Here is a 22,724-nt window from a genome sequence, read left to right as displayed (position 1 = left end):
GAAGCCGATGGGACCATGATGACAGCGGTGGACGGGATTGCAGTCCGGTTGCACATACGTGCACACTGTCATCCGTGGACGAGACCCTGGACCCCGACGACATCCGACGCGCGCTCACCGCGGCGCACCTGTACTACGTCCAGGACCGCACGATGGAGGCCATCGCCCGGGAGCTCGGCACCTCGCGGTCGACCGTCTCGCGTCTGCTGTCGCGCGCCCGCGCGACGGGCATCGTCGACATCCGCATCCGCTCCCCCTTCGCCGCTCCGCAGCTGCTGGAGCAGGAGCTCGCCGATCGTTACGGCATCACCGCTCACGTCGTCCCGGTCCCCGACGACGCGAGCGAGGTGGAGCGACTGGAGCGGGTCGCGACCGCCGCGGCGCACCTGCTCGGCGATCTCATCGAAGCGGATGCGACGGTCGGCGTCGCGTGGGGATCCACCACCGCCGCGGTCAGCCGCCGCCTCGTCCCCAAGGCCGTGCACGGCACGACCTTCGTGCAGCTGAACGGCTCCGGGAACACCCGCACCACGGGCCTGCTGTATGCGAGCGACATCCTGAGCCGCTTCGCCGTCGCCTACGGCGGCAGCGCGCAGCAGTTCCCGGTGCCCGCGTTCTTCGACGATCCGCGCACGAAGCAGGCCATGTGGCGCGAGCGGAGCACCACCCGCATCCTGGCCATGCAGGCGGCGATGGACCTCGTCGTCTTCAGCGTGGGGGCGGCGGATTCGCGCGTCCCCAGCCACGTGTACTCCGGCGGCTACCTCGAACCCGAGGAGCTCGCGGCGCTCGACCGCGAGGGCGTGGTGGGCGACGTCGCCACGGTCTTCTACCGCCTCGACGGGTCGACCCGCGGGATCGAGTTGAACGACAGGGCGACCGGGCCCCGCTTCGAGGTGCTGCGTCGCGTGCCGAGCCGGGTGTGCATCGTGTCGGGCGTCGACAAACGCGACAGCCTCCGGGGTGCGCTCGCGGCGCGGCTGGTCACCGAGCTCGTCGTCGACGAGGCCACCGCCCGCGCGTTGACCGGATGAGCGTCCGCGTCAAGAGATGACGGGGAATGAATCCGCGTCATCCCGGTTGACTACACTTCGAGAGCAAGAAACGTGCTCCGGGGTCGGTGGGAATCCGAACCGGCGGTGACAGTCCGCGAGCGGGACCCGAGGTCCTGCTGATCCGGTGGAAATCCGGAACCGACGGTGATGCGACGCGAGTCGCTAGTCCGGATGGGAGGCAGCACGGGCGCCTGCAGCGACCCTGCGGGACCGCCTGACGCGCCCGCGCCCCGGAGCACCCCATCGTGAGGATCCGGATGAGTGCCACCGACGCAGAGCGCGCCGCGCTCCGCCACGCTTTCGCGCTCGCTCAGCGTGGACCGCGGGGGGTCAACCCGCAGGTCGGCGCGGTCATCCTCTCCCCCGCGGGTGAGGTGCTCGCCGAGGGCTGGCATCACGGCGCGGGGACGCCGCACGCCGAGATCGACGCCCTCTCGAAGCTCGGACCGGATGCCGCGCGCGGCGCGACGGCCGTCGTGACCCTCGAGCCGTGCAACCACACCGGGCGCACCGGCCCCTGCGCGGTCGCGCTCATCGAGGCCGGCGTCGCCCGCGTCGTGTACGCCGTCGACGACCCGGGCGAGGTGTCCTCCGGGGGCGCCGCGCGGCTCCGCGACGCCGGCGTCGAGGTCGAGGGCGGCGTGCTGCGCGACGAGGGCGAGACGATCATCGCGTCGTGGCTGACCGTGCAGCGCCTCGGAAGGCCCCACGTGACCCTGAAGTGGGCGCAGTCGCTCGACGGGCGGGCCGCGGCATCCGACGGCACCAGCCAGTGGATCACGGGACCCGAGGCCCGCGCCGACGTGCACCGCCGACGCTCGCTGGCGGACGCGATCGTGGTGGGGACGGGAACCGTCCTCGCGGACGATCCCGCACTGACGGCACGGCGCGAGGACGGCGGACTCTACGAGGACCAGCCCCGACCCGTCGTGGTCGGCGTCCGCGCCGTGCCGCAGGAGGCGCGGGTGCGGAAGCACCCGCGCCCGTTCATGCAGGACGAGGGCGAGGACCTGCGGGACCTGCTGGACCGCCTCCGCGAGCTCGGCGCCCAGCGTGTGTTCATCGAGGGCGGCCCGACACTGGCGGCATCCTTCCTGCGCCAGGGGCTCGTCGACGAGCTCCTCGTCTACATCGCACCGACGCTGATCGGCGGCGACCGCCTCGCGGTCGGAGACATCGGCGTCGCGACCATCTCCCAGCAGCGACGCCTCGACATCACGGGCGTCGACCGACTCGGCGACGACATCCTCGTCACCCTCACCCCACAGGAGGCCTGATGTTCACCGGCATCATCGAAGAACAGGGCGTCATCACGGCGATCGAGCCCTCCGGCGACGGCGTGCGACTCACCGTGCGCGCGCCCCTCGCCGTCTCGGACGCGCAGCGGGGCGACTCGATCTCGATCAGCGGCGTCTGCCTGACGGTCACCGACCAGACCTCCGAGGGGTTCACGGCCGACGTCATGAAGCAGACGCTCGACATGTCGACGCTCGGCACCCTCGGGGTCGACTCCCGAGTGAACGTCGAGCGTGCCCTCGCCGCGCACACGCGCCTCGGCGGGCACATCGTGCAGGGACACGTCGACGGCACGGGCGAGGTCCTCGAGGTCCGCCCCGGCGAGCAGTGGCGCGTCATCCGCGTCTCGCTGCCGGCCGACCTCGCCCCGCTCGTCGTCGACAAGGGGTCCATCACGGTCCAGGGCGTCTCGCTCACCGTCTCGGACGTGTCCGAGCCCGACGCCGCGTCGCACTGGTTCGAGATCTCCCTCATCCCCGAGACGCTCGAGGTGACCACCCTCGGCACGCTCGCCCCCGGCGACCGCGTCAACCTCGAAACCGACATCCTGGCGCGGCACGTGCAGCGCCTGCTCCGATTCGCCTCAACCGACGGCATCCCGTCCGCAGAAGAAGGAGGCTCCCGATGAGCCTTTCGTCCATCCCCGACGCCCTGGCAGCCCTCAAGGAAGGCCGACCGATCCTGGTCGCCGACGACGAGAGCCGCGAGAACGAGGGCGACATCATCCTGTCCGCCGAGCTCGCCTCGCCGGAGTGGCTGGCATGGACCATCCGCTGGTCGAGCGGATTCCTGTGCGCGCCGATGCCCGCCGACTGGGCCGACCGCCTCGACTTGCCTCCCATGGTCGAGCAGAACCAGGATGCCCGGAGCACGGCGTACACGGTGAGCGTCGACGCGGCGGAGGGCGTCACGACCGGCATCAGCGCCTCGGACCGCGCCCGCACGGCCAACGTGCTGGCCGACCCGGACTCGGTGCCGTCCTCGCTCATCCGCCCGGGGCACGTACTCCCCTTGCGCGCCGTCGACGGCGGCGTGCGCGAGCGCGCCGGCCACACCGAGGCCGCCGTCGAGCTCATGCAGCTCGCGGGCCTGCAGCCGGTCGCCGTGATCGGCGAGGTCGTCGCCGACGACGGCAGCATGATGCGGATGCCGGGGCTCCTCGAGATGGGCGAGCGCGAAGGCATCCCCGTCATCACGATCGAGCAGCTCATCGCGCACGTCAGCGCGGCCGACGGCGACGGTACCGCCGCCCACACCGACCACACCGCCAAGCGCCGCGTGAGCCTGCGCGCCGAGGCGACGGTCCCCACCTCGCACGGCCAGTTCCGCTTCCTCGCCTACAAGGACCGGATCACCGGCACCGACCACATCGCCGTCGTCTCGGGCGACCTCACCGAGGAGGCACCGCTCGTGCGCGTGCACTCCGAGTGCCTCACGGGTGAGGCGTTCGGCTCGCTCAAGTGCGAGTGCGGACCGCAGCTCGAGGCGGCGCTCGACGCGATCGAGCAGGACGGCGGCGTCGTCATCTACATGCGCGGCCACGAGGGCCGCGGCATCGGCCTCATCAACAAGCTGCGCGCGTACAGCCTGCAGGAGCGGGGGCTCGACACCGTCGACGCGAACCTCGCGCTCGGCCTGCCGGCCGACGCCCGCGACTACGCGGCGGCCGCCGGCATCCTGTCCGACCTCGGCGTGAAGCAGATCCGTCTGCTGACCAACAACACCGACAAGGTCGCGCAGCTGCGTGCCCTCGGTCTCACCATCGTCGACCAGGTGCCCCTGCTGGTCGGGGTCGGCGCGAACAACCATCAGTACCTGGCGACGAAGGCCGACCGCATGGGCCACATCATCGACGCCGACGAACTGCGCGAGGCCCTCGCGCACAGTGAGGAGCACACCGCATGAGCGGACACGGAGCACCCCGGGCCGAAGCGGTCGACGCGAGCGGCCTGTCCGTCGTCGTGATCGCCGGGCAGTGGCACGACACGATCACCGACGGCCTCATCGCGGGCGCGAAGCGCATCCTCGACGCCTCGGGCGCCACGTGGCGCCTCGTGCGCGTACCGGGCTCGTTCGAGCTGCCCGTCGCCGCCAAGGCCGCGCTCGACGCCGGCGCTGACGCGGCCGTCGCGCTGGGCGTCATCATCCGCGGCGGGACCCCGCACTTCGACTTCGTCTCGTCCGCCGCGACGGACGGACTCACCCGCGTCGCTCTCGACACCGGCAAGCCCGTCGGCTTCGGCGTGCTGACGCTGGACGATGAGCAGCAGGGCCTCGACCGCGCCGGCCTCGCAGGCTCGAAGGAGGACAAGGGCGCAGAAGCAGCGGATGCCGCCATCCGCACCGCGCTCGTCCTGCGGGACCTCCGCGGCTGACGCGCGACGCGTCACGCCTTCTCGGTGCTGCGCGGGGTTTCGACCTTCAGGTAGCCTGAGGGCATGGAGATCCTGCGCAGCATCGTCGTCCTCGTCCACCTCGTCGGTTTCGCGACGCTCTTCGGGGCGTGGGTGGTCGAACTCGTCGGACAGCGCCGAGTGACGCGCATCATGCACTGGGGCCTCGGCATCGCACTCGTCGCGGGCCTCGCGCTCTCGGCGCCGTGGGGTCTCGACCACGACCTGAACTACGCCAAGATCGGCATCAAGCTCGTCGTCCTCGTCCTCATCGGCGGCCTCCTCGGTGCCGGCGCGGGACGCCTGCGGAAGTCGGGGTCGGTGCCCGCCGGGATTTTCTGGCCCATCGGCATCCTCACCGTCCTCAACGCCGGGCTCGCGGTCATCTGGTGACGACCCCCGCTCGCGGGGACATGCGGGAGTAGGCTTGAGGTTTGGCGCCGGCGACTCCGTCGGCGCCTCGGTGATCCCAGAGCTGTGATGTCCTCGCGTCACCCCTGCGAGGACGTCCGCCGCCGACGCGTCCCATGAGGACCCACCGCTTCGTTCCGAAGGTCCCCCGCATGTCATCCGCAGCACCCGCGGCATCCGCCGCACCCGCCAATCCCCGCTCCCGCGTCATCACGGCGAGCCTGATCGGCACCACGATCGAGTTCTACGACTTCTACGTCTACGCGACCGCCGCCGTCCTCGTCTTCCCCATCCTGTTCTTCCCCGCCGGCAACGACACCACGAACCTGCTGCTCTCGTTCAGCATCTTCGGCGCCGCCATGGTCGCCCGCCCCGTCGGCGCCGTCATCTTCGGCCACTTCGGCGACAAGTTCGGACGTAAGGCGACCCTCGTCGGGTCGCTGCTCACAATGGGTGTCGCGACCTTCGTCATCGGCCTCCTGCCGACGTTCGACCAGGTCGGCGTGCTCGCCCCGATCCTGCTGCTCGTCCTCCGCCTCGCGCAGGGCTTCGCCCTCGGCGGCGAGTGGTCGGGTGCCGCACTCGTCGCGACCGAGAACGCCCCGAAGGGCAAGCGCGCCTGGTACGGCACGTTCCCGCAGCTCGGCGCGCCGATCGGCTTCATCATCGCCAACACGGTGTTCCTGGTGATCTACTTCCTGCTGCCGCACCCCGACGGCCCCGCGCAGCGCAGCGAGGAGTTCCTCGCCTGGGGCTGGCGCGTGCCGTTCCTGTTCTCGGCGGTCATGGTGATCGTCGGCCTGTACGTGCGTCTCAAGCTCGTCGAGTCCGACACGTTCGCCAAGGCCGAGAAGACGGGCGCGATCCGCAAGTTCCCCCTCGGCGAGGTCGTCCGTCGCCACTGGAAGCAGCTGATCCTCGGCACGTTCATCATGCTCGCCACGTACGTGCTCTTCTACCTGATGACGAGCTTCACCCTCGCCTACGGCACGAAGGCCACGGCCGAGGGAGCCGCCGCCGCAGCGGAGGCTGCGGGCACGGCGTTCGATGCGGCCACCTACGTGCCGGGCCTCGGGTTCGGGTACACCGACTTCGTCATCATGCAGATCGTCGGTGTCGTCTTCTTCGGCGTTTTCACGCTGCTCTCGGGCCCCGTCGCCGACACGATCGGCCGTCGCCGCCTGCTGCTGTGGATCACGGGGGCGATCGCCGTCTTCGGTCTGCTCTTCAACGTCTTCCTCCTGCCCCAGCTCGACCCGAAGTTCAGCGGCGCCCTCGTGCAGGCCTTCCTGATCTTCGGGTTCATGCTCATGGGTGCGACGTTCGGCCCGATGGGTGCCCTGCTCCCCGAGCTGTTCCCGACGAACGTCCGGTACACCGGGTCGGCGATCTCCTACAACGTGTCGTCGATCCTCGGCGCCGCGCTCGCCCCGATCGTCGCGACCGCCCTCTGGGCCGCCGCCGGCGGATCGCCGTGGCTCGTCGGCGTCTACCTGTCGGGCTCGGCCGTCCTCACCTTCATCGCCCTGTGGCTGTCGAAGGAGACGAAGGACGTCGAGTACGAGACGAACATCGGACACGTCGACCTCGGCGCACGCTGACCCGACCCTCACGAGCGGATGCCGCGCCCCACCCCACCGGGAGGGTCGCGGCATCCGTCTGTCAAGAGCTCCCCTCCGTGCGGGCGCAGGGCTATCGTCGGCCTCACAGGCACGTGAGGAGTGGACGATGGCCAGCAAGAAGGTCACACAGGCATCGGTCGTCGAGTACGACGAGACCGGCGGACCCGAGGTGCTCCACCTCGTCACCCGCCCGCTTCCGGAGCCCGGCCCGGGCGAGGTGACCGTCGAGGTCATGACGATGGGCCTCAACCACATCGACGGCTTCGTCCGCTCGGGCGCCGAGAAGGAATGGGACGACCCGTTCCCCCGCCGATCAGGCAGCTGCTTCGCCGGCACCGTGATCGCTGTCGGCCCCGACACGGCGGGGTTCCCCGTCGGCAGCGACGTCGTCGGTCACGTCCGCTCGGGAGCGCAGGCCAGCCACCTCACGGTGTCGACCGACCGGCTCGTGCGCAAGCCCAAGAACGTCACGTTCGAGACCGCGGGCGGTCTCTACCTCGCCGGCACGACGGCCCTCGACATCCTCGACGAACTCAAGGTGGGCGCCGGCGACACGGTGGTCGTCTCAGCCGCGGCGGGCGGTGTCGGCAGCGTCGAGGCGCAGATCGCCATGCACCGCGGTGCTCGCGTGATCGGGACGTGCGGCGACCGCAACTTCGACTACCTGCGTCAGCTCGGTGTGAAGCCGGTGCGCTACGGCGAGGGGATCGTCGACCGGATCCGCGCCCTCGCCCCCGACGGGGTCAGCGCGTACATCGACAACTTCGGGCAGGACGGACACGAGATCGCCGAAGCCCTCGGCGTCCCCACGAGCAAGTTCCGCTCGAGCGCCGACCGTCGCGATCGCGAGGTCGCCCTGCTGTCGGACGACCCCGCGGCCGTCGCCCATGGCACCGACCAGCTGCGCAAGGTCGTCGAGCTCGCCGAGAAGCGGGCGGTCAACGTCCTCGTGTCGGGCTTCTACCCGCTCGCCGACGTCGCCGAAGCATACGACGACCTGCAGAAGCTGCACTCGCGCGGCAAGGTCGTGCTCGCGACGCATCCGGTCAACCCCCGCCGCATCCGCAAGGCGCGCGAGGTCATGGAATCGGGACGCTGACCCTCAGTCGAGGAACAGCGCGCGCAGGCGCTTCGTCGTGAAGACGAGTCCGACCGCGATCATCACGACGTAGTACAGGACGTGCCACAGCATGCCCGCCGACAGGATGCCGGTGGTCAGCCCGCGGATCAGTTCGACGCCGTGCCAGAGCGGCAGCGCCATGACGATCGACTGCACCCACTCGGGGTACACGGTGATCGGGTAGAAGGTCGCCGAGAACAGGAACATGGGCAGCAGGACGAAGTTGATCCAGTCCATGTGCTGGAACGTCTTCATGTAGCTCGTGACGGCCATGCCGAGACTGGCGAAGCCGAACGCGATGAGCAGCACCGCCGGGATCGCGAGGATCGCCGTCCACGCCAGGTTCAGCCCGAGGATCTGCATGACGATCATGAACCCGGTCGCGTAGAGCAGACCGCGCAGGAGCGCGTAAAGGATCTCGCCGAGGGCCACGTCGAGCGGACCGAGCGACGTCGCCAGCATCCCCTCGTAGAGCTTGCCGTAGTTGAGCTTGAAGAAGACGTTCCAGGTGGAGTCGTAGATCGCCCCGTTCATCGCCGAGACGGCGAGGAGGGCGGGAGCGATGAACGCGGCGTAGCTCACCGGGATGCCCTGCGATGTCTCGACGTCGCCGATGAGCGACCCGAGCCCCAGGCCCATCGAGGCCAGGTAGAACACCGGCTCGAAGAACCCGGAGAGGACGACGGCCCAACTCGACGACCGGGCGGCGAGGAAGCCGCGCTGCACGACCGCGCCGGGGTTGCCCGCCCACAGCGCCCGCACTCCCCCGCGACGCGCGGTGGCCTGCACCGTCGCGGCGCTCACTTCGCAAGCCTCTCGACGAAGACCTTGCGGCCCCACAGATAGCCGACGCCCGCGAGCACGACGAGGTAGGCGAGGTGGACGGCGATCAGCACCGGCGGCACGGCGGCACCGTAGGTCGCCAGCCGGCCGAGCTCGGCGCCGTGCCACAGCGGCGAGACCCACCCGATCCACTGCAGCCAGCCGGGCAGGGCCTCGAGCGGGTAGAAGGTGCCCGAGAACAGGAACATCGGCATGAAGATGAACCGCTGCACGAGCGCGAACTGCCCCTTGTCGTCTTCGATCGAACCCGCGTACGCCATGAGCGGGATGCCGAAGGCGAGGCCCGCGAGCAGACCCGCCGGGATCGCGAGCCAGCCGGTCTCGGGATGGGGCACGGTCGTCCACCCGAAGCCGAGGGCGCCCAGAAGCCAGATGAAGAGGTAGTACGCCGCGACCGCGAACGCCATGCGGGCGGCGGCGCCGATGACCACGCCGTTCGCGATCTGTGGACTCGACAGAGCGGACGCGTTGAACCCGAAGAAGTAGCGCCGCCACTTGAACCCGGCCATGACGGGGTAGGTCATCTCCTCGGAGGCGACCGAGATCGCCGCCGTGACGAGGAGGGCAGGGGCGACGAACACGAGGTAGTCCACCTGCACGCCGCGGTCGTCGATGGGCGCCTGGATGAGGGCGGCGAGACCCGCCGCGAGACCCAGCAGATACAGCACCGGCTGCCCGAGGGCGCCGACGACGATCGTCCACCCGTACGCGCGCATCGCGCGGACCATGTGCTCGGTCACGTACCAGCTGCCGTGCCGGCGCGGCTTGCGGCCCCACTCCAGGGCCTCAGCGCGCAACTCGTCGAGCGTCGGCTGCACCGACGGGGTCGTCCCGCTCATTCGATCAGCGACCGTCCGGTGAGACGGAGGAAGACGTCCTCCAGACTCGAGCGGCGCACGAGACTCGTGAGGGGCTGCAGGCCCGCCGCGGTGACGCGCTCGAGCGCCGCTTCGCCGTCGTGCGCGTACACGAGGATGCGGTCGGGCAGCACCTCGATACGATCGCCGACCCCCTGCAGCTGCGCCGCGACCTGCTCGTTGCGGTGGGACCCGAAGCGCACCTCGAGCACTTCGCGGCTGGAGTGCTCGCGGATGAGGGAGGCCGGGCTCCCCTCGGCCATGATGCGCCCCTTGTCGACGACGACGAGCCGGTCGCAGAGCTGCTCGGCTTCGTCCATGTAGTGCGTCGTGAGGACGAGGGTCGTCCCGCGCTCCTTGAGGCGGAACAGGCGGTCCCACAGGACGTGCCGAGCCTGCGGGTCGAGCCCCGTCGTCGGCTCGTCGAGGAGCAGGATGCGGGGGTCGTTGATGAGTCCGCGGGCGATCGTGAGGCGACGCTTCATGCCGCCGGAGAGCTGGTCGACCTTGCTCTTGGCTTTGTCCTCGAGCTGCGCGAAGGCGAGCAGCTCGTCGGCCTTCTCTGCGCACACCTTGCCGGGAAGCCCGAAGTACCGGCCGTAGATGTACAGGTTCTCGCGGGCGTTGAGCTCACCGTCGAGGTTGTCCTGCTGCGGAACCACCCCGAGGCGGGACCGGATCTCGGGTCCGTAGCGGTCGGGATCGAGCCCGAGGATCGAGAGATCGCCGCTCGTGCGGGTCGAGACGGCGCCGATCATCTTCATCGTCGTCGACTTGCCCGCGCCGTTCGGACCGAGGAGTCCGAACGACTCGCCCGGCGCGACCTCGAACGACAGGCCGTCGACGGCGACGAAGTCGGGCTTGCCCTTGGTCTTGTAGGCCTTCACGAGGCTCTCGGCGCGGATCACGGCTTCTGGCACCGCACCACCCTACCGACGGCATCGGACATCCCCTCAGCCGCGAGGGGGAAGATAGAGGGATGTCCACGCCCCGCCGCGGTCTGCGTCGCCCCTCGAAGGACGACGGTCCCCGCGCCAGCCTCCGCCAGCTCCTCCCGTTCCTGCTCGAGCACAAGGGCGTCCTCGTCGTCGTCGCCGTCCTGAGCGTCCTCGAGGCGGCCGCCACCCTCGTCCAGCCGGTCCTCGTCGGCGACGTCATCGGGCGCGTGCAGGCCGGACAGGCCCTCGGCATCCTCGTCTGGGTCCTCGTGGGCCTCGTGGTCGTCTCGTCCCTCATCGGCGGGTTCCAGCACTACCTCCTGCAGCGCACCGGCACCGCGGTCGTCTACTCGAGCCGGCGACGTCTGATCGCGAAGCTTCTGCACCTGCCGGTGCAGGAGTACGACGCGCGGCGCACCGGCGACCTCGTCTCGCGCGTGGGCACCGACACGACACTGCTCTACGCCGTCCTCACGCAGGGCTTCGCGGACTCGATCGGCAACGCGCTCATCTTCGTCGGCGCGATCGTCGCGATGCTCGTGATCGACCCGGTGCTGCTGCTGCTCATCGTGGTCGTGATCGGCGCCTCGGCCGCCGTCGTCGGCGTCCTCAGCGGACGCATCCGCCGAGCGACGTCCGTGCAGCAGGAGAAGGTCGGCGCCCTCGCCTCGGGTGTCGAACGCGCGATCGGCTCGATCCGCACGATCCGGGCATCCGGCGCCGAATCCCGCGAGCAGGCCGCCATCTCCGCCACCGCGAGCGAGGCGTACGACGCCGGCGTGTCGGTCGCGAAGGCGTCGGCGATCGTCGTCCCCGTCGCGGGCATCGCGCTGCAGGTGTCGCTCCTCGTGGTCCTCGGCGTGGGTGGCTTCCGCGTCGCGTCGGGCGCGATCGAGATCGCCCAGCTAGTCGTGTTCGTCATGTTCCTCTTCTTCCTCGTCCAGCCGCTCGCCTCGTTCTTCGGAGCCATCACGTCGGTGAACCAGGCCCTCGGCGCGCTCGGCCGCATCCAGGAGGTCCTCGACCTGCCGGACGAGACGGCAGAGGATGCCGCGATTGCCGCATCCGCCGTCACCCCCTCCCCCGACGGCACGGCGGCGATCGAGTTCCGCGACGTGCACTTCTCCTACCCCGAAGCGGTCGTCCGCGCCCGACGCAGCGCGCAGGACGAGGCGCTGAAGACCCTCGCGGACGCGCGCGCGCCCCTGCCCGAGGACGCCGAGCCGGAGCCCGAGGCCACGGTGCTGCGGGGCGTCTCGTTCCGGGTGACGCGCGGGTCCCGCGTCGCCCTCGTCGGCCCGTCCGGCGCCGGGAAGTCGACGACCCTCGCCCTCATCGAGCGGTTCTACGACCCGACGGCCGGCGCTGTGCTCATCGACGGGGTCGACGCCCGCGCGCTCGACCGGCTCTCGCTGCGCGCCCGCCTCGGCTACGTCGAGCAGGACGCCCCGACCCTCGCCGGCACGATCGCCGACAACCTGCGGCTCGCCTCACCCGACGCCTCCGACGCGGACTGCGAACGGGTCCTGGCCGCCGTCAACCTGACGGACGTGCTCGAGCGCTCACCACTCCGCCTGCAGGCACCCGTCGGCGAAGCGGGCGTCATGCTCTCGGGCGGCGAGCGCCAGCGCCTCGCGATCGCGCGGGCGCTGCTGGCCGCTCCTCCGATCCTGCTGCTCGACGAGTCGACGTCGTCGCTCGACGGGCTCAATGAGCAACGGATGCGGGAGGCGATCGACGCCGTCGCGGCCGGCCGCACGCTCGTCGTGATCGCCCACCGGCTCTCGACCGTCGTCGACAGCGACCTCATCGTGGTCCTCGACCACGGCCGCGTCGTCGGCCAGGGCACGCACGACGAGCTCATCCGCGACGTGCCGCTCTACCGCGACCTCGCCGCCCGCCAGCTGCTCGTCTGACCCGAACGCACCGCGAGCCGACGCGAACGGCGGCTCCCGGCATCCGAGAACAGCAGTTCGCGTCGGATCGACGGCCGAAACGCGGCGCGTCAGGCGCGCGGCTGGGTGCGCTGCAGGCGGTAGCGGAGGGCGGCGAGCTCGGCGTACAGGGCCGCGGGGACCTTGCCGCCGAAGGTGCGGTAGAACTCCTCGGTGAGGTCGGCTTCGGCGAGCCAGGATGCCGGGTCCACCGCGAACAGCTCGTCGAGATCCGCCTGCGGCACCTCGATGCCCGCGAGGTTGAGCTCCTCGGTGCGCGGCAGGCGTCCGACGGGGCTGTCGACGGCGCCGACGGACCCGTCGATCCGGCGGATGATCCAGTCGATGACGCGCGCGTTGTCGCCGAAGCCCGGCCACAGGAAGCGTCCGTCGGATCCCTTGCGGAACCAATTGACCTGGAAGATGCGCGGGGCGCGGTCGAAGCGCAGCTGCTGCCCGACCTTCAGCCAGTGGGCGAAGTAGTCGGCCATGTTGTAGCCGCAGAACGGCAGCATGGCGAACGGGTCGCGGCGCAGCTCGCCGACGAGTCCCTCAGCGGCTGCGGTGCGCTCCGACGAGATGTTCGAACCCATGAACACGCCGTGCGTCCAGTCGGTCGCCTCGACCACGAGCGGCACGTTGGTCGCGCGGCGTCCGCCGAAGAGGATCGCGTCGAGCGGCACACCCTCGGGGGCATCCCAGTCCTCGGCGATCTGGGGGCACTGGCTGGCGCTGACGGTGAAGCGCGCGTTCGGGTGGGCGGCGGGACGACCGGATGCCGGGGTCCAGGGCTTGCCCTCCCAGTCCGTGAGCTCGGCGGGTGTCTCGTCGGTGAGACCCTCCCACCAGACGTCGCCGTCGGGGCGCAGCGCGACGTTCGTGAAGATCGTGTTGCCCCAGAGCGTGTCGACCGCCGTCACGTTGGTCGACTCACCGGTGCCGGGCGCGACGCCGAAGAAGCCGGCCTCGGGGTTGATCGCCCAGAGGCGTCCGTCCTCGCCCGGGCGCAGCCAGGCGATGTCGTCGCCGAGGGTCTCGACGCGCCAGCCCGGGATCGTCGGGCGGAGCATGGCGAGGTTCGTCTTGCCGCAGGCCGAGGGGAACGCGGCGGCGACGTGGTAGGACTTGCCGGCCGGGTCGATGACGCGGATGAGCAGCATGTGCTCGGCGAGCCAGCCCTCGTCCCGGCCGATGACCGACGCGATGCGCAGCGCGAAGCACTTCTTCGCGAGGATCGCGTTGCCGCCGTAGCCCGAGCCGAAGGACCACACCTCGAGCGTCTCGGGGAAGTGCACGATGTACTTCTCGTCGTTGCAGGGCCAGGCGGCGTCCTGCTCGCCGGGCGCGAGCGGAGCGCCGACGGAGTGCACCGTCTTCACCCAGGGCTTGCCGTCGGCGATCTGCTCCAGCACCGACGCGCCGACGCGCGTCATGATCCCGATCGAGGTGACCGCGTAGGCGCTGTCGGTGACCTGCACGCCGATGTGCGAGAGCGGCCCGCCGACGGCTCCCATCGAGAACGGGACGACGTACATCGTGCGACCGCGCATGCTGCCCTCGAACAGGGGCGTGATGGTGGCGCGGATCTCGTCGGGCGCGATCCAGTTGTTGGTGGGCCCGGCATCCTCTTCACGCTCCGACGCGATGAAGGTGCGCGCCTCGGTGCGGGCGACGTCGCTCGGGTGCGAGCGGGCGAGGTACGAACCGGGCCGCCACTCGGGGTTGAGCTTGATGAGCTTGCCCTCGTCGACCTGCTGGCGCAGGAGCGCCTCGTTCTCGGCGGCGGAGCCGTCGACCCAGTGGATGCGGGCGGGCTGCGTGAGGGCGGCGATCTCGTCGACCCAGGCGTGCAGGGCCGCCATGCCCTCACCCGTGACGGTGGGGCGGATGCCGGTGGGCGCCGCCGCGGCTGTGTGCGCCGCGGGCGTGGGCGCGGTGGGGGTGGGGCGGGTGAACAGGTCTGCGATGGCCATTCGGCGCTCCTCGGTCGGGGTGGTCGTGGTTCCACTGTGCCGGGTGGATCGCGGCGCTTTCCGGGATTCTCGACGTAAAGAATCCGAAATTTTTCGCTAGGCTCAAGATCATGGCGACGCCCCTCCAGCTCTCGACCCTCGGCCACCGCATCCGTCATCAGCGCCAGGCCCACGGGTACACGCTCGACGAGCTCGGGGCGATCGTCGGCATCGCCGGCAGCCAGCTCAGCCTGATCGAGAACGGCAAGCGCGAGCCGAAACTGTCGGTCCTGCAGGCGATCGCGACGGCGACCGGGACCGATGTGACCGACCTGCTCTCGAACGAGCCGCCGAACCGGCGGGCCGCGCTCGAGCTCGAGCTCGAGCGCGCGCAGCAGAGCCCGGTCTTCCGCCGCCTGGGCGTGGCGCCCGTCAAGGTCACCAAGACGATGACGGACGAGACGATCGAGGGGATCCTCGCGCTCCACCGCGAACTCGAGCGCCGGGAGCGCGAGTCGATCGCGACCCCGGAGGAGGCACGTCGCGCCAACACGGAACTGCGACTGCGGATGCGAGAGCAGAACAACTATCTGCCCGACATCGAGAAGCTCGCGGAGAAGAAGCTGAAGGCAGCCGGCCACACGACCGGTGCGCTCACCCACCGCACCGTCAGCATCATGGCGGAACAACTGGGCTTCGAGCTGATCTATGCGAACGACCTCCCCCACTCCGCTCGCTCGGTCACCGACCTGGAGAACGGCCGGATCTATCTGCCCCCGGCATCCATCCCCGGCGGACACGGCCTGCGCTCGATGGCCCTGCAGGCGATGGCGCACCGCCTGCTCGGGCACGCCCCACCCACGGACTACGCCGACTTCCTGCAGCAGCGCCTCGAGATCAACTACTACGCCGCGTGCTGCCTCATGCCCGAGACGGCATCCGTCGCGTTCCTGTCGCAGGCGAAGAAGGAGCGCAACCTGGCCGTCGAGGATTTCCGCGACGCGTTCGGCGTCACGCACGAGGCGGCCGGGATGCGGCTGACGAATCTCCTGACGCAGCACCTCGACATCCCGCTGCACTTCCTGCGCGTCGACGGGGCGGGTGCCATCAACCGCGTCTACGAGAACGACGGTCTCCCGCTGCCCATGGACGTCACCGGCTCGGTCGAGGGTCAGGTCGTCTGTCGGAAGTTCGCGGCGCGGTCGGCGTTCGCCGAGCAGAACCGCACGACCGAGCACTACCAGTACACCGACACCCCCGGCGGCACCTTCTGGTGCTCGAGTCAGACGGGAACGACCGCCGAGGGCGAGTTCTCGATCACCGTCGGCGTACCCTTCGACGATGCCCGCTGGTTCCGGGGGCGCGAGACGCAGAAGCGCGCCACGTCGACCTGCCCCGACGAGGCCTGCTGCCGGCGGCCTGACGCCGATCTCACCGAACGCTGGCAGGGCAAGGCGTGGCCGAGCGCCCGCGTGCACATGCAGATGTTCTCGCCGCTGCCGCGCGGGATGTTCCCCGGAGTCGACGACGGCGAGGTGTATGCGTTCCTCGACCGACACGCGTGAACGTCGTGTTGATCGCCGCCGCGGGACGGGTGTAGCGCGAGTGAGGTTCGCCTGAAGTCCTGCGCCTGCAGGGCGCCCAGATGCTCGGCGACCTCCACGACGCTCGCCGCGGGCGAGGCGAGCAGGTGCGAGCGGAGCCGGTGCGCGCGGACCGTCGCGGCATCCGTCATCTCGGCATCCAATCCGCTCAGGCCGACGTCGCGTAGGGCTCGAGCGCGTCGATCACGCTGGAGGCGAAGTCGGCGCTCGCGCCCCAGTCGAAGCGGAACAGCGCCCCCTCGCCGCCGCCGGATCCGCGGAAGACGGCCTTCGTCGGGCCGGCGAGGTTCTCGATCACGACCGTGAGGGACGCGCGACTGCTCGTGCGCATGTAGTACTTCTCGAAGATCAGCAGCGCCATCTGGTGACCGGACTCCGTCGCCGTGGCGTGCTGCCCCACGCACTCGACCGTCACGCCCGACGACTGCACGTGGTCGAGGACGATGCGTGCCGCGTCGAACGGGGTGAGGCTGATCTCCATCGTCTGCAGCATGACCGCAGTGTGGCACGCGGGCGTGATTCCCGCACGCATCGTGGCTACACTGAATGCCGTCCAGGGGCGCGACCGACCCTGGTGCTCGGAAAAGGGGCACGCAGCCACCCGCGACGCCGCGGGGAGCGAGACACATACGGCATCCGTCGTCATCGTCTCCAGGAGCAGCCATGCCCACCGTCGCCGCCCACGTCGCCTCCGCCCTCGCCGCCCACATCGACCACGTCTTCGGCGTGATGGGCAACGGCAACGCCCTCGTCCTCGACGCCCTCGAGCGTCGCGACGACGTCACCTTCACCGCCGTCCGCCACGAGGCGGGCGGGGTCGTCGCCGCCGACGCGCACCATCGGGCCGGGGGCGGGCTCGCCGCCGCGACCGCCACCTACGGCGCCGGGTTCACGAACACGCTCACCGCGCTCGCCGAGGCGGCACAGGCGCGGGTGCCGCTCGTGCTCGTGGTCGGCGACGAACCGACCTCGGGTTCGCGGCCGTGGGACGTCGACCAGCTTTCGCTCGCGTCAGCCGTCGGCGTCCGCACCTACACGGTCGGACGGACGGATGCCGCGGCCACGACGGTCATCGCCATCGAGCACGCCCTGTCGTTCCGCATCCCCGTCGTCCTCGCGATCCCCTACGACGTCGGCGGCCGCGAGGCGGGCGAGATCCCCGCGACACCCGATCCGGTGCTGCCCGCCCCGCTCGTACCCACCGGTGCGCACGCCGAGGCGACCGTCGCGACGATCGCGCGTCTGCTCGCCGCGGCGGAGCGACCCCTGCTGCTCGCCGGCCGCGGCGCATGGACCGCGGGGGCCGGCGACGAGCTCGGACGTCTCGCCGACGCAGCCGGCGCGCTGACGGCATCCACCGCCCTCGGCCGGGGAATCTTCCCGCGCGCGGAGTTCGACCTGGGGGTCACGGGCGGCTTCGGGGCCGAGCGGGCCATGGCGACGGTCCGCGAGGCCGACGTCGTCGTCGTCTTCGGCGCCTCGCTCAACCAGTTCACGATGCGCTTCGGCGAACTGTTCGCCCCCGACGCGACGATCGTTCAGGTCGACGTCGCACCCGCGGCGACGCATCCGCAGGTCGGCCGGTACCTGCGGGCGGATGCCGCCCTCGCCGCGCGGGCGATCGCCGACGAGCTCGAGCGTCTCGGCGGCGGCGCGTCGCGCTGGCGGGAAGGCGTCGACGTCGCCGCACTGCGCGCGCGGGAGCACGGCGACGGGATCGCCCCCGACGGCCGGCTCGATCCCCGCAGCGCGGCGGCGGCCATCGCGGAGCTGCTGCCCGAGGACCGCGTCGTCGTCTCGGACGGGGGTCACTTCATCGGCTGGGCCAACATGTTCTGGCCGGTCGCCTCACCCGACCGAATGATGATGGTCGGCACCGCGTATCAGTCGATCGGGCTCGGCTTCCCATCGGTCCCCGGTGCGGCGACGGCGCGTCCCGAGTCGACGATCGTTCTCACGACCGGTGACGGCGGCGGACTCATGGCGATCGCCGACCTCGAGTCCGCCGTCCGGGTCGCCCGCGGCCGAGGCCTCGCGGTCGTGTGGAACGACGGCGCGTATGGCGCCGAGGTGCATTTGTACGGGGTGATGGGACTGGCGCGCGGGCCGATGGAGATCCCCGAGGTCGACTTCGCCGGCCTCGCCCGCGCCGTCGGTGCCGAGGGCGTCGTCGTGCGGACCCTCGACGACCTCGACGCGCTCGCACACTGGCGGGAGCTGCCGGAGGACGAGCGCCCGTTCCTGCTGCTGGACCTGCGCGTGTCCGGCGCCGTCCGCGCGCCGTACCAGGAGGAGATCCTGCAGGTGAACCTGCGGCGCTGAGGCGCGAACCGTCAGGTGCGGGAGTCGGGGCGGCCCTCGAGGCCGGCCCGCCGACCGACCGCGAGCCAGCGTGTCGACGTCGACGGGCCGGGGTTGACACTCGTCCCGAAATCGATCGTTTCTGGCGCGACTGCGTGGACGCCTTATCCTCGGGCGAGTGGCTACGACACACGTGCGCGGACTGGGCCCGCTCTACCTCGCTGGGTTCACGACCGCGTTCGGTGCTCACGGTGTCGCCGCGGCGCTCGGAACCGAGACGGACAATATCGGCCTCACCTTCGCGACCCTCGGGTTGATTCTCGCGATCTACGACATCGCAGAGGTCATCCTCAAGCCCGTGTTCGGTGCGCTGAGCGACCGGGTCGGCGTGAAGCCGATCATCGTCGGCGGCCTGCTCGTGTTCGCCCTCTCATCCGCACTCGGCGCCTTCGCGACGACACCGATCCTGCTCGCTGCCGCGCGGCTCGGACAGGGTGCAGCAGCTGCGGCGTTCTCACCCGCGTCGTCATCGGCGGTGGCCCGCCTCGTCGGCCCGTCCCTCGCGGGCAGGTACTTCGGGAAGTACGGATCCTGGAAAGGCCTCGGCTACGCCGCGGGACCTCTGATCGGCGCCGGCCTCATCATGTGGGCAGGGCTGCCGGCACTATTTCTTTGTTTGGCCGTTCTCGCCCTCGCGGCCGCCGTCTGGACGGCCATCACGATGACACCCCTGCCGATCATCCCCAAGCAGCGGGCGACACTTCTCGAGCTTGTGAAGCAGTCGACGGCGCCCGTGTTCCTCAGTCCGGTCATCTTCTTGGCCACCGCGACGGCAACGCTCGGCGTCGCGGTCGGGTTCCTACCCCTCATCGGATCTCAGCTGGGCCTCGATCCGCTGATCAGCATGGGCGCGGTCACCGTCCTCGCGGTCGTCTCGGCCATCGTGCAGCCTCGCATCGGCCGGCTCCACGACGCGTCGCCCGGCCGATCGGCAACGATCATAAACCTCGGCGCCTTCCTGCTCGTCGTCGCGCTCGTCGTGGTCGCAGCAGCACCCTCACTCCCGACAATCCTCACCTCCGCGATCCTCGTGGGCCTCGGGGTGGGCGCAATCACCCCAGTCGGATTCGCTCGCCTCGCGTCCACCACGCCGTCTGAGCGGATGGGACGAACGATGGGGAGCGCCGAACTCGGGCGCGAGGTCGGAGATGCAGGGGGCCCCATCCTCGTCGGCATCGTCGCCGGAGCTGCGACGCTGCCTCTCGCGCTCGGCGTGATGGCGGGCGCCGCGGCGCTGGCCACTGCCGCCGGCAATGTCCTCTCGCGTCGAGCGAAGTGAAGCCGCAGCAACCGCCGCCTCAATAACGATCGTTTTCGGTTTGTAACGCCATCGATAAAACAGAACGGAGTTGTGTTTCAACGGCCGAATGATCGACGCCACCCGCACTGCATAGTCCTCATTCAGCGACGTTGTCGAATTGTGCTCGTGCTCGTTCGACGTCGGGCAGGTGCAATGTCGTCCATCGGAAAAGAGCGTCGATGAGGTCCTGGAGACCATGCCCGACTGGAGCGATGCGGTACTCGACCGCCATCGGTCGGGTGCTCACGACCACGCGGTTGACCATGCCGTTGCGCTCCAGTCGCCGAAGAGTGGCGGTCAGCGATTTCTGGCTGATGGCGGGGATCGCTCGGCGCAGCTCGTTGAAGCGCATTGCTCCGTGTTCGCAGAGTTGGTCGAGTACCTGGAGCGACCACTTATCGAGTAGCTGATCGAGCAACTCGCGGTGGTCTTCGGTGAGGGGAAGTGTGGGGTCAGTTACCTGCATGACACCTAGTTTCGTTGAAGTGTCCTTCTGATACCAGGTAGACAAGAGATATCTACAACGAGAGAGGACAAACATGACAGTGACAGCTTTCAGCCCCGATGGACTCATCCAGCCAGTTCCGTATCATCACGTCGCCATCAGCTCCGGAGCCCGTCAGGTTCACGTCGCCGGACAAATTGGCCGCGACCCGTCCGGCGGACAGCTGGATCCCGGAGACCTGACCGGGCAGGTCGAGCAGGCGCTGCGTAACACCGCCCGCGCCCTCGCGGGTGGCGGCGCGTCCTTCACCGACGTGGTTCGTCTGCGCTTCTTTGTCACCCAATGGCACCCTGACCGGATGGGAGCATTCATGGCGGGCGTCGAGAACGTAGCCGACGAGCTCGGACTCACGCTACCCGTGCCCCCAACTTCCCTCATCGGCGTCGAGATGCTGTTCGAACCCGATGTCCTCGTCGAGGTCGAGGCCTACGCTGTGCTCGACTGACAGGAAGTGCCAGTTTCGGTTAAAGCCGAAACTGGCACTTCAGCGAACCAGGCGTTCCGCTGTTCTCAGAGACGAAGGCGGCTTCGAGCGCGCCTGCGCGCGCGAGCGACACGAGCGCGACGACGGCCAGCGCGACCACGATCACCGCGACGAGCGACCAGACCACGTCGTAGCCGGACGGGAGCAGCGGGTTGACGATCACGTCCCCGAACCTACGCGGTCCGGTCACCGCGCGGCATCCCACCACTGCAGCGCGCGGAGCGCGAGGAAGGTGAGCCAGCGCGAGGGCTGCCCCTCGGGAGCGTCGACGTCGAACCAGCGGCGCCCTTCGAGGACGTGACCCTGGTGCCACGTCCCGTCGGGCTGCTGCGCGGCCCGCACCAGGTCGACGGCGTCCGAGAGTCGCTCGTCGGGGGCGACGCCGTCGTGCAGGGATGCCTCGCGGAAGTGGTCGAGGGCGGCGAGTGCGCTGTAACGGTGCCGGTTCGGGTAGACGAACTGCGTCACGAAGGGTCCGACGAGGTCGCCGGTCGACAGCCGGTACAGCAAGCGGCGCTCGAGCAGATACTCCTGACCGCGTCGGCGACTGTCGCGCAGGGCGGCGTCGCCCGTGAACTCCTCGTAAGCGAGCATGCCCCGCAGGGCGTTGAGGGTCGAGTGGAACGAGCTGCGGACGGAATCACCCTCCTCGGCCTCGCAGTTCCACCCGCCGTCGGCGAGCTGATGCTCGGGGAACCACTGCGCGAGCCGCGAGACGTCGGCGCCGAGCCAGGCCCCGGTCCCGAGCGTGAAGGCGTTGATGCAGACGTCGACCTCGCCGCCCCAGTACGGCAGGTCGTCGTATTCCCACCGGCTGTGGCGGTCGAGCTTGTCAGCGGTGTCCCCGAGGGCGGATGCCGGGACTCCCCACTCGCGCAGATCCTTCAGCGTCCAGGTCGTCGCCGTCCACGGCTGCCCCGGCATCTCCGATTCAGGGCTGCCGAAGAACCCGGCCGGGAAGTACGCGCCGCCCTCCCACTGTCCGTCCTCACCCTGCTGCGCGAGCAGGGCCGCGCCGTACCCCACCGTCGCGACACGGGCGCGCGTCGCCTGCCACACCTCGGCGGGCTCCCCCGCGAGGTCGCGCTCGACCTGCCATCGCAGCGACGGGTCGGAGTCGCGCAGCCAGTCGAGGATCCGGGGGTCGACGCTCATGTGCTCATCCTCCCGCGCGCCACCGACACCGGCCAGGGGTCAACGCTCAGGGCTCCCGCGGCGGTCAGCGCTCAGCGAGCATCTCGCCGTAGCCGTCCTCGAACGTCGGGTAGGCGAGCGGGCCGACGACCGCGCGCAGCAGCGCACCGTCGAGCACGGTGCCGCGCCGATCACCCGGTGCGCCGCGCGGCGGCACCGGCACACCGAGGCGTCCGGCAAGGAAGGTCACGACCTCGCCGAGCGTGGCGGGGCGCTCGTCCGCGCCGTGCAGCACGCGCGGCGGGGCGTCCGCGGCGAGCAGGGCAAGGATCGTCCGCACGACGTCGGTCTCGTGGATGCGGTTGGTCCGGCGCTCGTGGTCGACCGGCACGCCGCCCTGCACCTGGCGGATGAGGCGGTCGCGCCCGGGCCCGTAGATCCCCGCCGGCCGCAGGATGACCGCGTCCAGCAGGTCGACGGCGCGCACCTCTCCGTCGACGAGCTGCTGCGCGCGCGGACCCGCCGGGCGCGGCTCGTCGGCCTCGGTCAGGGGGCGGTCGTCGCCGTACCCCTCGAAGACGCGCGTCGACGACACCCACACCGTCCGCCCCGGCGCCACGGGGAGCGCCGCCGCGAGATGGCTCGCCGCCATAGCGAGGAAGTCGTCGTCCCCGGGCGGCAGTGTCACGACGACGGCGTCGACGGCCGGCAGCGGGCGTTCCAGCGGACGCGAAAGGTCGGCCGCGATGTGATGATGGTCGGGCTCGGATGCCGCCGACCGACGCAGTGTCCAGACCTCGCCGCCCGCGTCGCGCAGCGCGGCCGCGACACGCGAGCCGATCCGACCAGAACCGACCACGAGCGTGCGAGAGGGAGTCACCCCGTCATCCTCTCAAGCGAGCGGCGATGACGGGC

General features: G+C 70.4%; 22 protein-coding genes. 13 read left to right on the top strand and 9 right to left on the bottom strand.

Going from position 1 to position 22,724, the window contains the following annotated elements:
- Positions 1–74: 74 nt before the first annotated feature.
- The 8 genes from NH287_RS05470 to NH287_RS05435 all read left to right on the top strand — a co-directional run bounded on the left by NH287_RS05470 (position 75) and on the right by NH287_RS05435 (position 7,876).
- The gene (locus NH287_RS05470; protein ID WP_253034795.1) at positions 75–1,034 is read left to right on the top strand and encodes a sugar-binding transcriptional regulator; all 960 of its coding nucleotides are present in this window, start codon (positions 75–77) and stop codon (positions 1,032–1,034) included.
- A 278-nt stretch (positions 1,035–1,312) separates the two neighbouring features.
- Entirely contained in the window at positions 1,313–2,332 is a 1,020-nt protein-coding gene (ribD, locus tag NH287_RS05465) for a bifunctional diaminohydroxyphosphoribosylaminopyrimidine deaminase/5-amino-6-(5-phosphoribosylamino)uracil reductase RibD (RefSeq protein WP_253034794.1), read from the top strand.
- On the top strand, positions 2,332–2,979 hold the full coding sequence (locus NH287_RS05460; protein ID WP_217531042.1) for a riboflavin synthase: 648 nt from the start codon (positions 2,332–2,334) through the stop codon (positions 2,977–2,979). The genes ribD and NH287_RS05460 overlap by 1 nt, the downstream gene beginning before the upstream one ends.
- Positions 2,976–4,256, top strand: a complete 1,281-nt coding sequence (gene ribA, locus NH287_RS05455; RefSeq protein ID WP_217531041.1) for a GTP cyclohydrolase II — start codon at positions 2,976–2,978, stop codon at positions 4,254–4,256. The genes NH287_RS05460 and ribA overlap by 4 nt, the downstream gene beginning before the upstream one ends.
- Positions 4,253–4,726: a 6,7-dimethyl-8-ribityllumazine synthase gene (ribH, locus tag NH287_RS05450; RefSeq protein ID WP_253034793.1), complete on the top strand. Its 474-nt coding sequence runs from the start codon at positions 4,253–4,255 to the stop codon at positions 4,724–4,726. Before ribA ends, ribH begins: the two co-directional genes overlap by 4 nt.
- 63 nt (positions 4,727–4,789) lie before the next feature.
- A complete protein-coding gene (locus NH287_RS05445; protein ID WP_253034792.1) occupies positions 4,790–5,137 on the top strand; it encodes a Fe-S protein in 348 nt (115 codons plus the stop codon).
- Positions 5,138–5,307: 170 nt separating this feature from the next.
- The gene (locus NH287_RS05440; RefSeq protein ID WP_253034791.1) at positions 5,308–6,756 is read left to right on the top strand and encodes an MFS transporter; all 1,449 of its coding nucleotides are present in this window, start codon (positions 5,308–5,310) and stop codon (positions 6,754–6,756) included.
- A 127-nt stretch (positions 6,757–6,883) separates the two neighbouring features.
- Positions 6,884–7,876: an NADP-dependent oxidoreductase gene (locus NH287_RS05435; RefSeq protein WP_253034790.1), complete on the top strand. Its 993-nt coding sequence runs from the start codon at positions 6,884–6,886 to the stop codon at positions 7,874–7,876.
- Positions 7,877–7,879: 3 nt separating this feature from the next.
- On the opposite strand, the gene NH287_RS05430 is transcribed toward NH287_RS05435, so the two are convergent.
- The 3 genes from NH287_RS05430 to NH287_RS05420 are packed head-to-tail and all read right to left on the bottom strand — an operon-like array spanning position 7,880 to position 10,517.
- Positions 7,880–8,701, bottom strand: a complete 822-nt coding sequence (locus NH287_RS05430; protein ID WP_253034789.1) for an ABC transporter permease — start codon at positions 8,699–8,701, stop codon at positions 7,880–7,882.
- Positions 8,698–9,579 carry an ABC transporter permease gene (locus tag NH287_RS05425; RefSeq protein ID WP_253034788.1) on the bottom strand — a complete coding sequence of 294 codons (882 nt, stop codon included), beginning with the start codon at positions 9,577–9,579 and terminating at the stop codon, positions 8,698–8,700. Before NH287_RS05425 ends, NH287_RS05430 begins: the two co-directional genes overlap by 4 nt.
- Positions 9,576–10,517, bottom strand: coding sequence for an ABC transporter ATP-binding protein (locus NH287_RS05420; RefSeq protein WP_253034787.1), 942 nt, complete (start codon positions 10,515–10,517; stop codon positions 9,576–9,578). Before NH287_RS05420 ends, NH287_RS05425 begins: the two co-directional genes overlap by 4 nt.
- A gap of 59 nt (positions 10,518–10,576) precedes the next feature.
- Between NH287_RS05420 and NH287_RS05415 the strand changes: the two genes are divergently transcribed.
- Positions 10,577–12,451 (top strand): ABC transporter ATP-binding protein, encoded by a 1,875-nt coding sequence (locus NH287_RS05415; protein WP_253034786.1) that lies wholly within the window; start codon positions 10,577–10,579, stop codon positions 12,449–12,451.
- Between the two features lie 89 nt (positions 12,452–12,540).
- Here the strand turns inward: NH287_RS05415 and NH287_RS05410 are convergent, their stop codons facing one another.
- Positions 12,541–14,442, bottom strand: coding sequence for a phosphoenolpyruvate carboxykinase (GTP) (locus NH287_RS05410; protein ID WP_253034785.1), 1,902 nt, complete (start codon positions 14,440–14,442; stop codon positions 12,541–12,543).
- 110 nt (positions 14,443–14,552) lie between these two features.
- Between NH287_RS05410 and NH287_RS05405 the strand changes: the two genes are divergently transcribed.
- The gene (locus NH287_RS05405) at positions 14,553–15,986 is read left to right on the top strand and encodes a helix-turn-helix transcriptional regulator (RefSeq protein WP_253034784.1); all 1,434 of its coding nucleotides are present in this window, start codon (positions 14,553–14,555) and stop codon (positions 15,984–15,986) included.
- Between the two features lie 187 nt (positions 15,987–16,173).
- On the opposite strand, the gene NH287_RS05400 is transcribed toward NH287_RS05405, so the two are convergent.
- Complete coding sequence (locus NH287_RS05400) at positions 16,174–16,518, bottom strand: DUF6054 family protein (protein ID WP_253034783.1); 345 nt, start codon at positions 16,516–16,518, stop codon at positions 16,174–16,176.
- Between the two features lie 170 nt (positions 16,519–16,688).
- On the opposite strand from NH287_RS05400, the gene NH287_RS05395 reads away from it, so the two are divergent.
- Together NH287_RS05395 and NH287_RS05390 are read left to right on the top strand one after the other, a co-directional pair.
- Positions 16,689–18,347: a thiamine pyrophosphate-binding protein gene (locus NH287_RS05395; protein WP_253034782.1), complete on the top strand. Its 1,659-nt coding sequence runs from the start codon at positions 16,689–16,691 to the stop codon at positions 18,345–18,347.
- A 157-nt stretch (positions 18,348–18,504) separates the two neighbouring features.
- The gene (locus tag NH287_RS05390) at positions 18,505–19,665 is read left to right on the top strand and encodes an MFS transporter (RefSeq protein ID WP_253034781.1); all 1,161 of its coding nucleotides are present in this window, start codon (positions 18,505–18,507) and stop codon (positions 19,663–19,665) included.
- Positions 19,666–19,783: 118 nt separating this feature from the next.
- On the opposite strand, the gene NH287_RS05385 is transcribed toward NH287_RS05390, so the two are convergent.
- On the bottom strand, positions 19,784–20,152 hold the full coding sequence (locus tag NH287_RS05385; protein ID WP_253034780.1) for a helix-turn-helix domain-containing protein: 369 nt from the start codon (positions 20,150–20,152) through the stop codon (positions 19,784–19,786).
- A gap of 73 nt (positions 20,153–20,225) precedes the next feature.
- Between NH287_RS05385 and NH287_RS05380 the strand changes: the two genes are divergently transcribed.
- Positions 20,226–20,636, top strand: coding sequence for a RidA family protein (locus tag NH287_RS05380; RefSeq protein ID WP_253034779.1), 411 nt, complete (start codon positions 20,226–20,228; stop codon positions 20,634–20,636).
- Between the two features lie 19 nt (positions 20,637–20,655).
- Here the strand turns inward: NH287_RS05380 and NH287_RS05375 are convergent, their stop codons facing one another.
- From NH287_RS05375 to NH287_RS05365, 3 genes are all read right to left on the bottom strand, one after another.
- The gene (locus NH287_RS05375; protein WP_253034778.1) at positions 20,656–20,838 is read right to left on the bottom strand and encodes a hypothetical protein; all 183 of its coding nucleotides are present in this window, start codon (positions 20,836–20,838) and stop codon (positions 20,656–20,658) included.
- Between the two features lie 23 nt (positions 20,839–20,861).
- Positions 20,862–21,830: a squalene cyclase gene (locus tag NH287_RS05370; RefSeq protein ID WP_253034777.1), complete on the bottom strand. Its 969-nt coding sequence runs from the start codon at positions 21,828–21,830 to the stop codon at positions 20,862–20,864.
- Between the two features lie 64 nt (positions 21,831–21,894).
- Positions 21,895–22,689: an NAD(P)H-binding protein gene (locus NH287_RS05365; protein WP_253034776.1), complete on the bottom strand. Its 795-nt coding sequence runs from the start codon at positions 22,687–22,689 to the stop codon at positions 21,895–21,897.
- Positions 22,690–22,724 lie beyond the last annotated feature (35 nt).

It is taken from the genome of Microbacterium sp. CnD16-F, from assembly GCF_024124465.1.
In the GTDB taxonomy this organism is placed as follows: Bacteria; Actinomycetota; Actinomycetes; order Actinomycetales; family Microbacteriaceae; genus Microbacterium; species Microbacterium gawkjiense.
The sequence above is the reverse complement of the archived record's forward strand: the minus strand, read 5'-3'. Positions and strand labels throughout refer to the sequence as shown.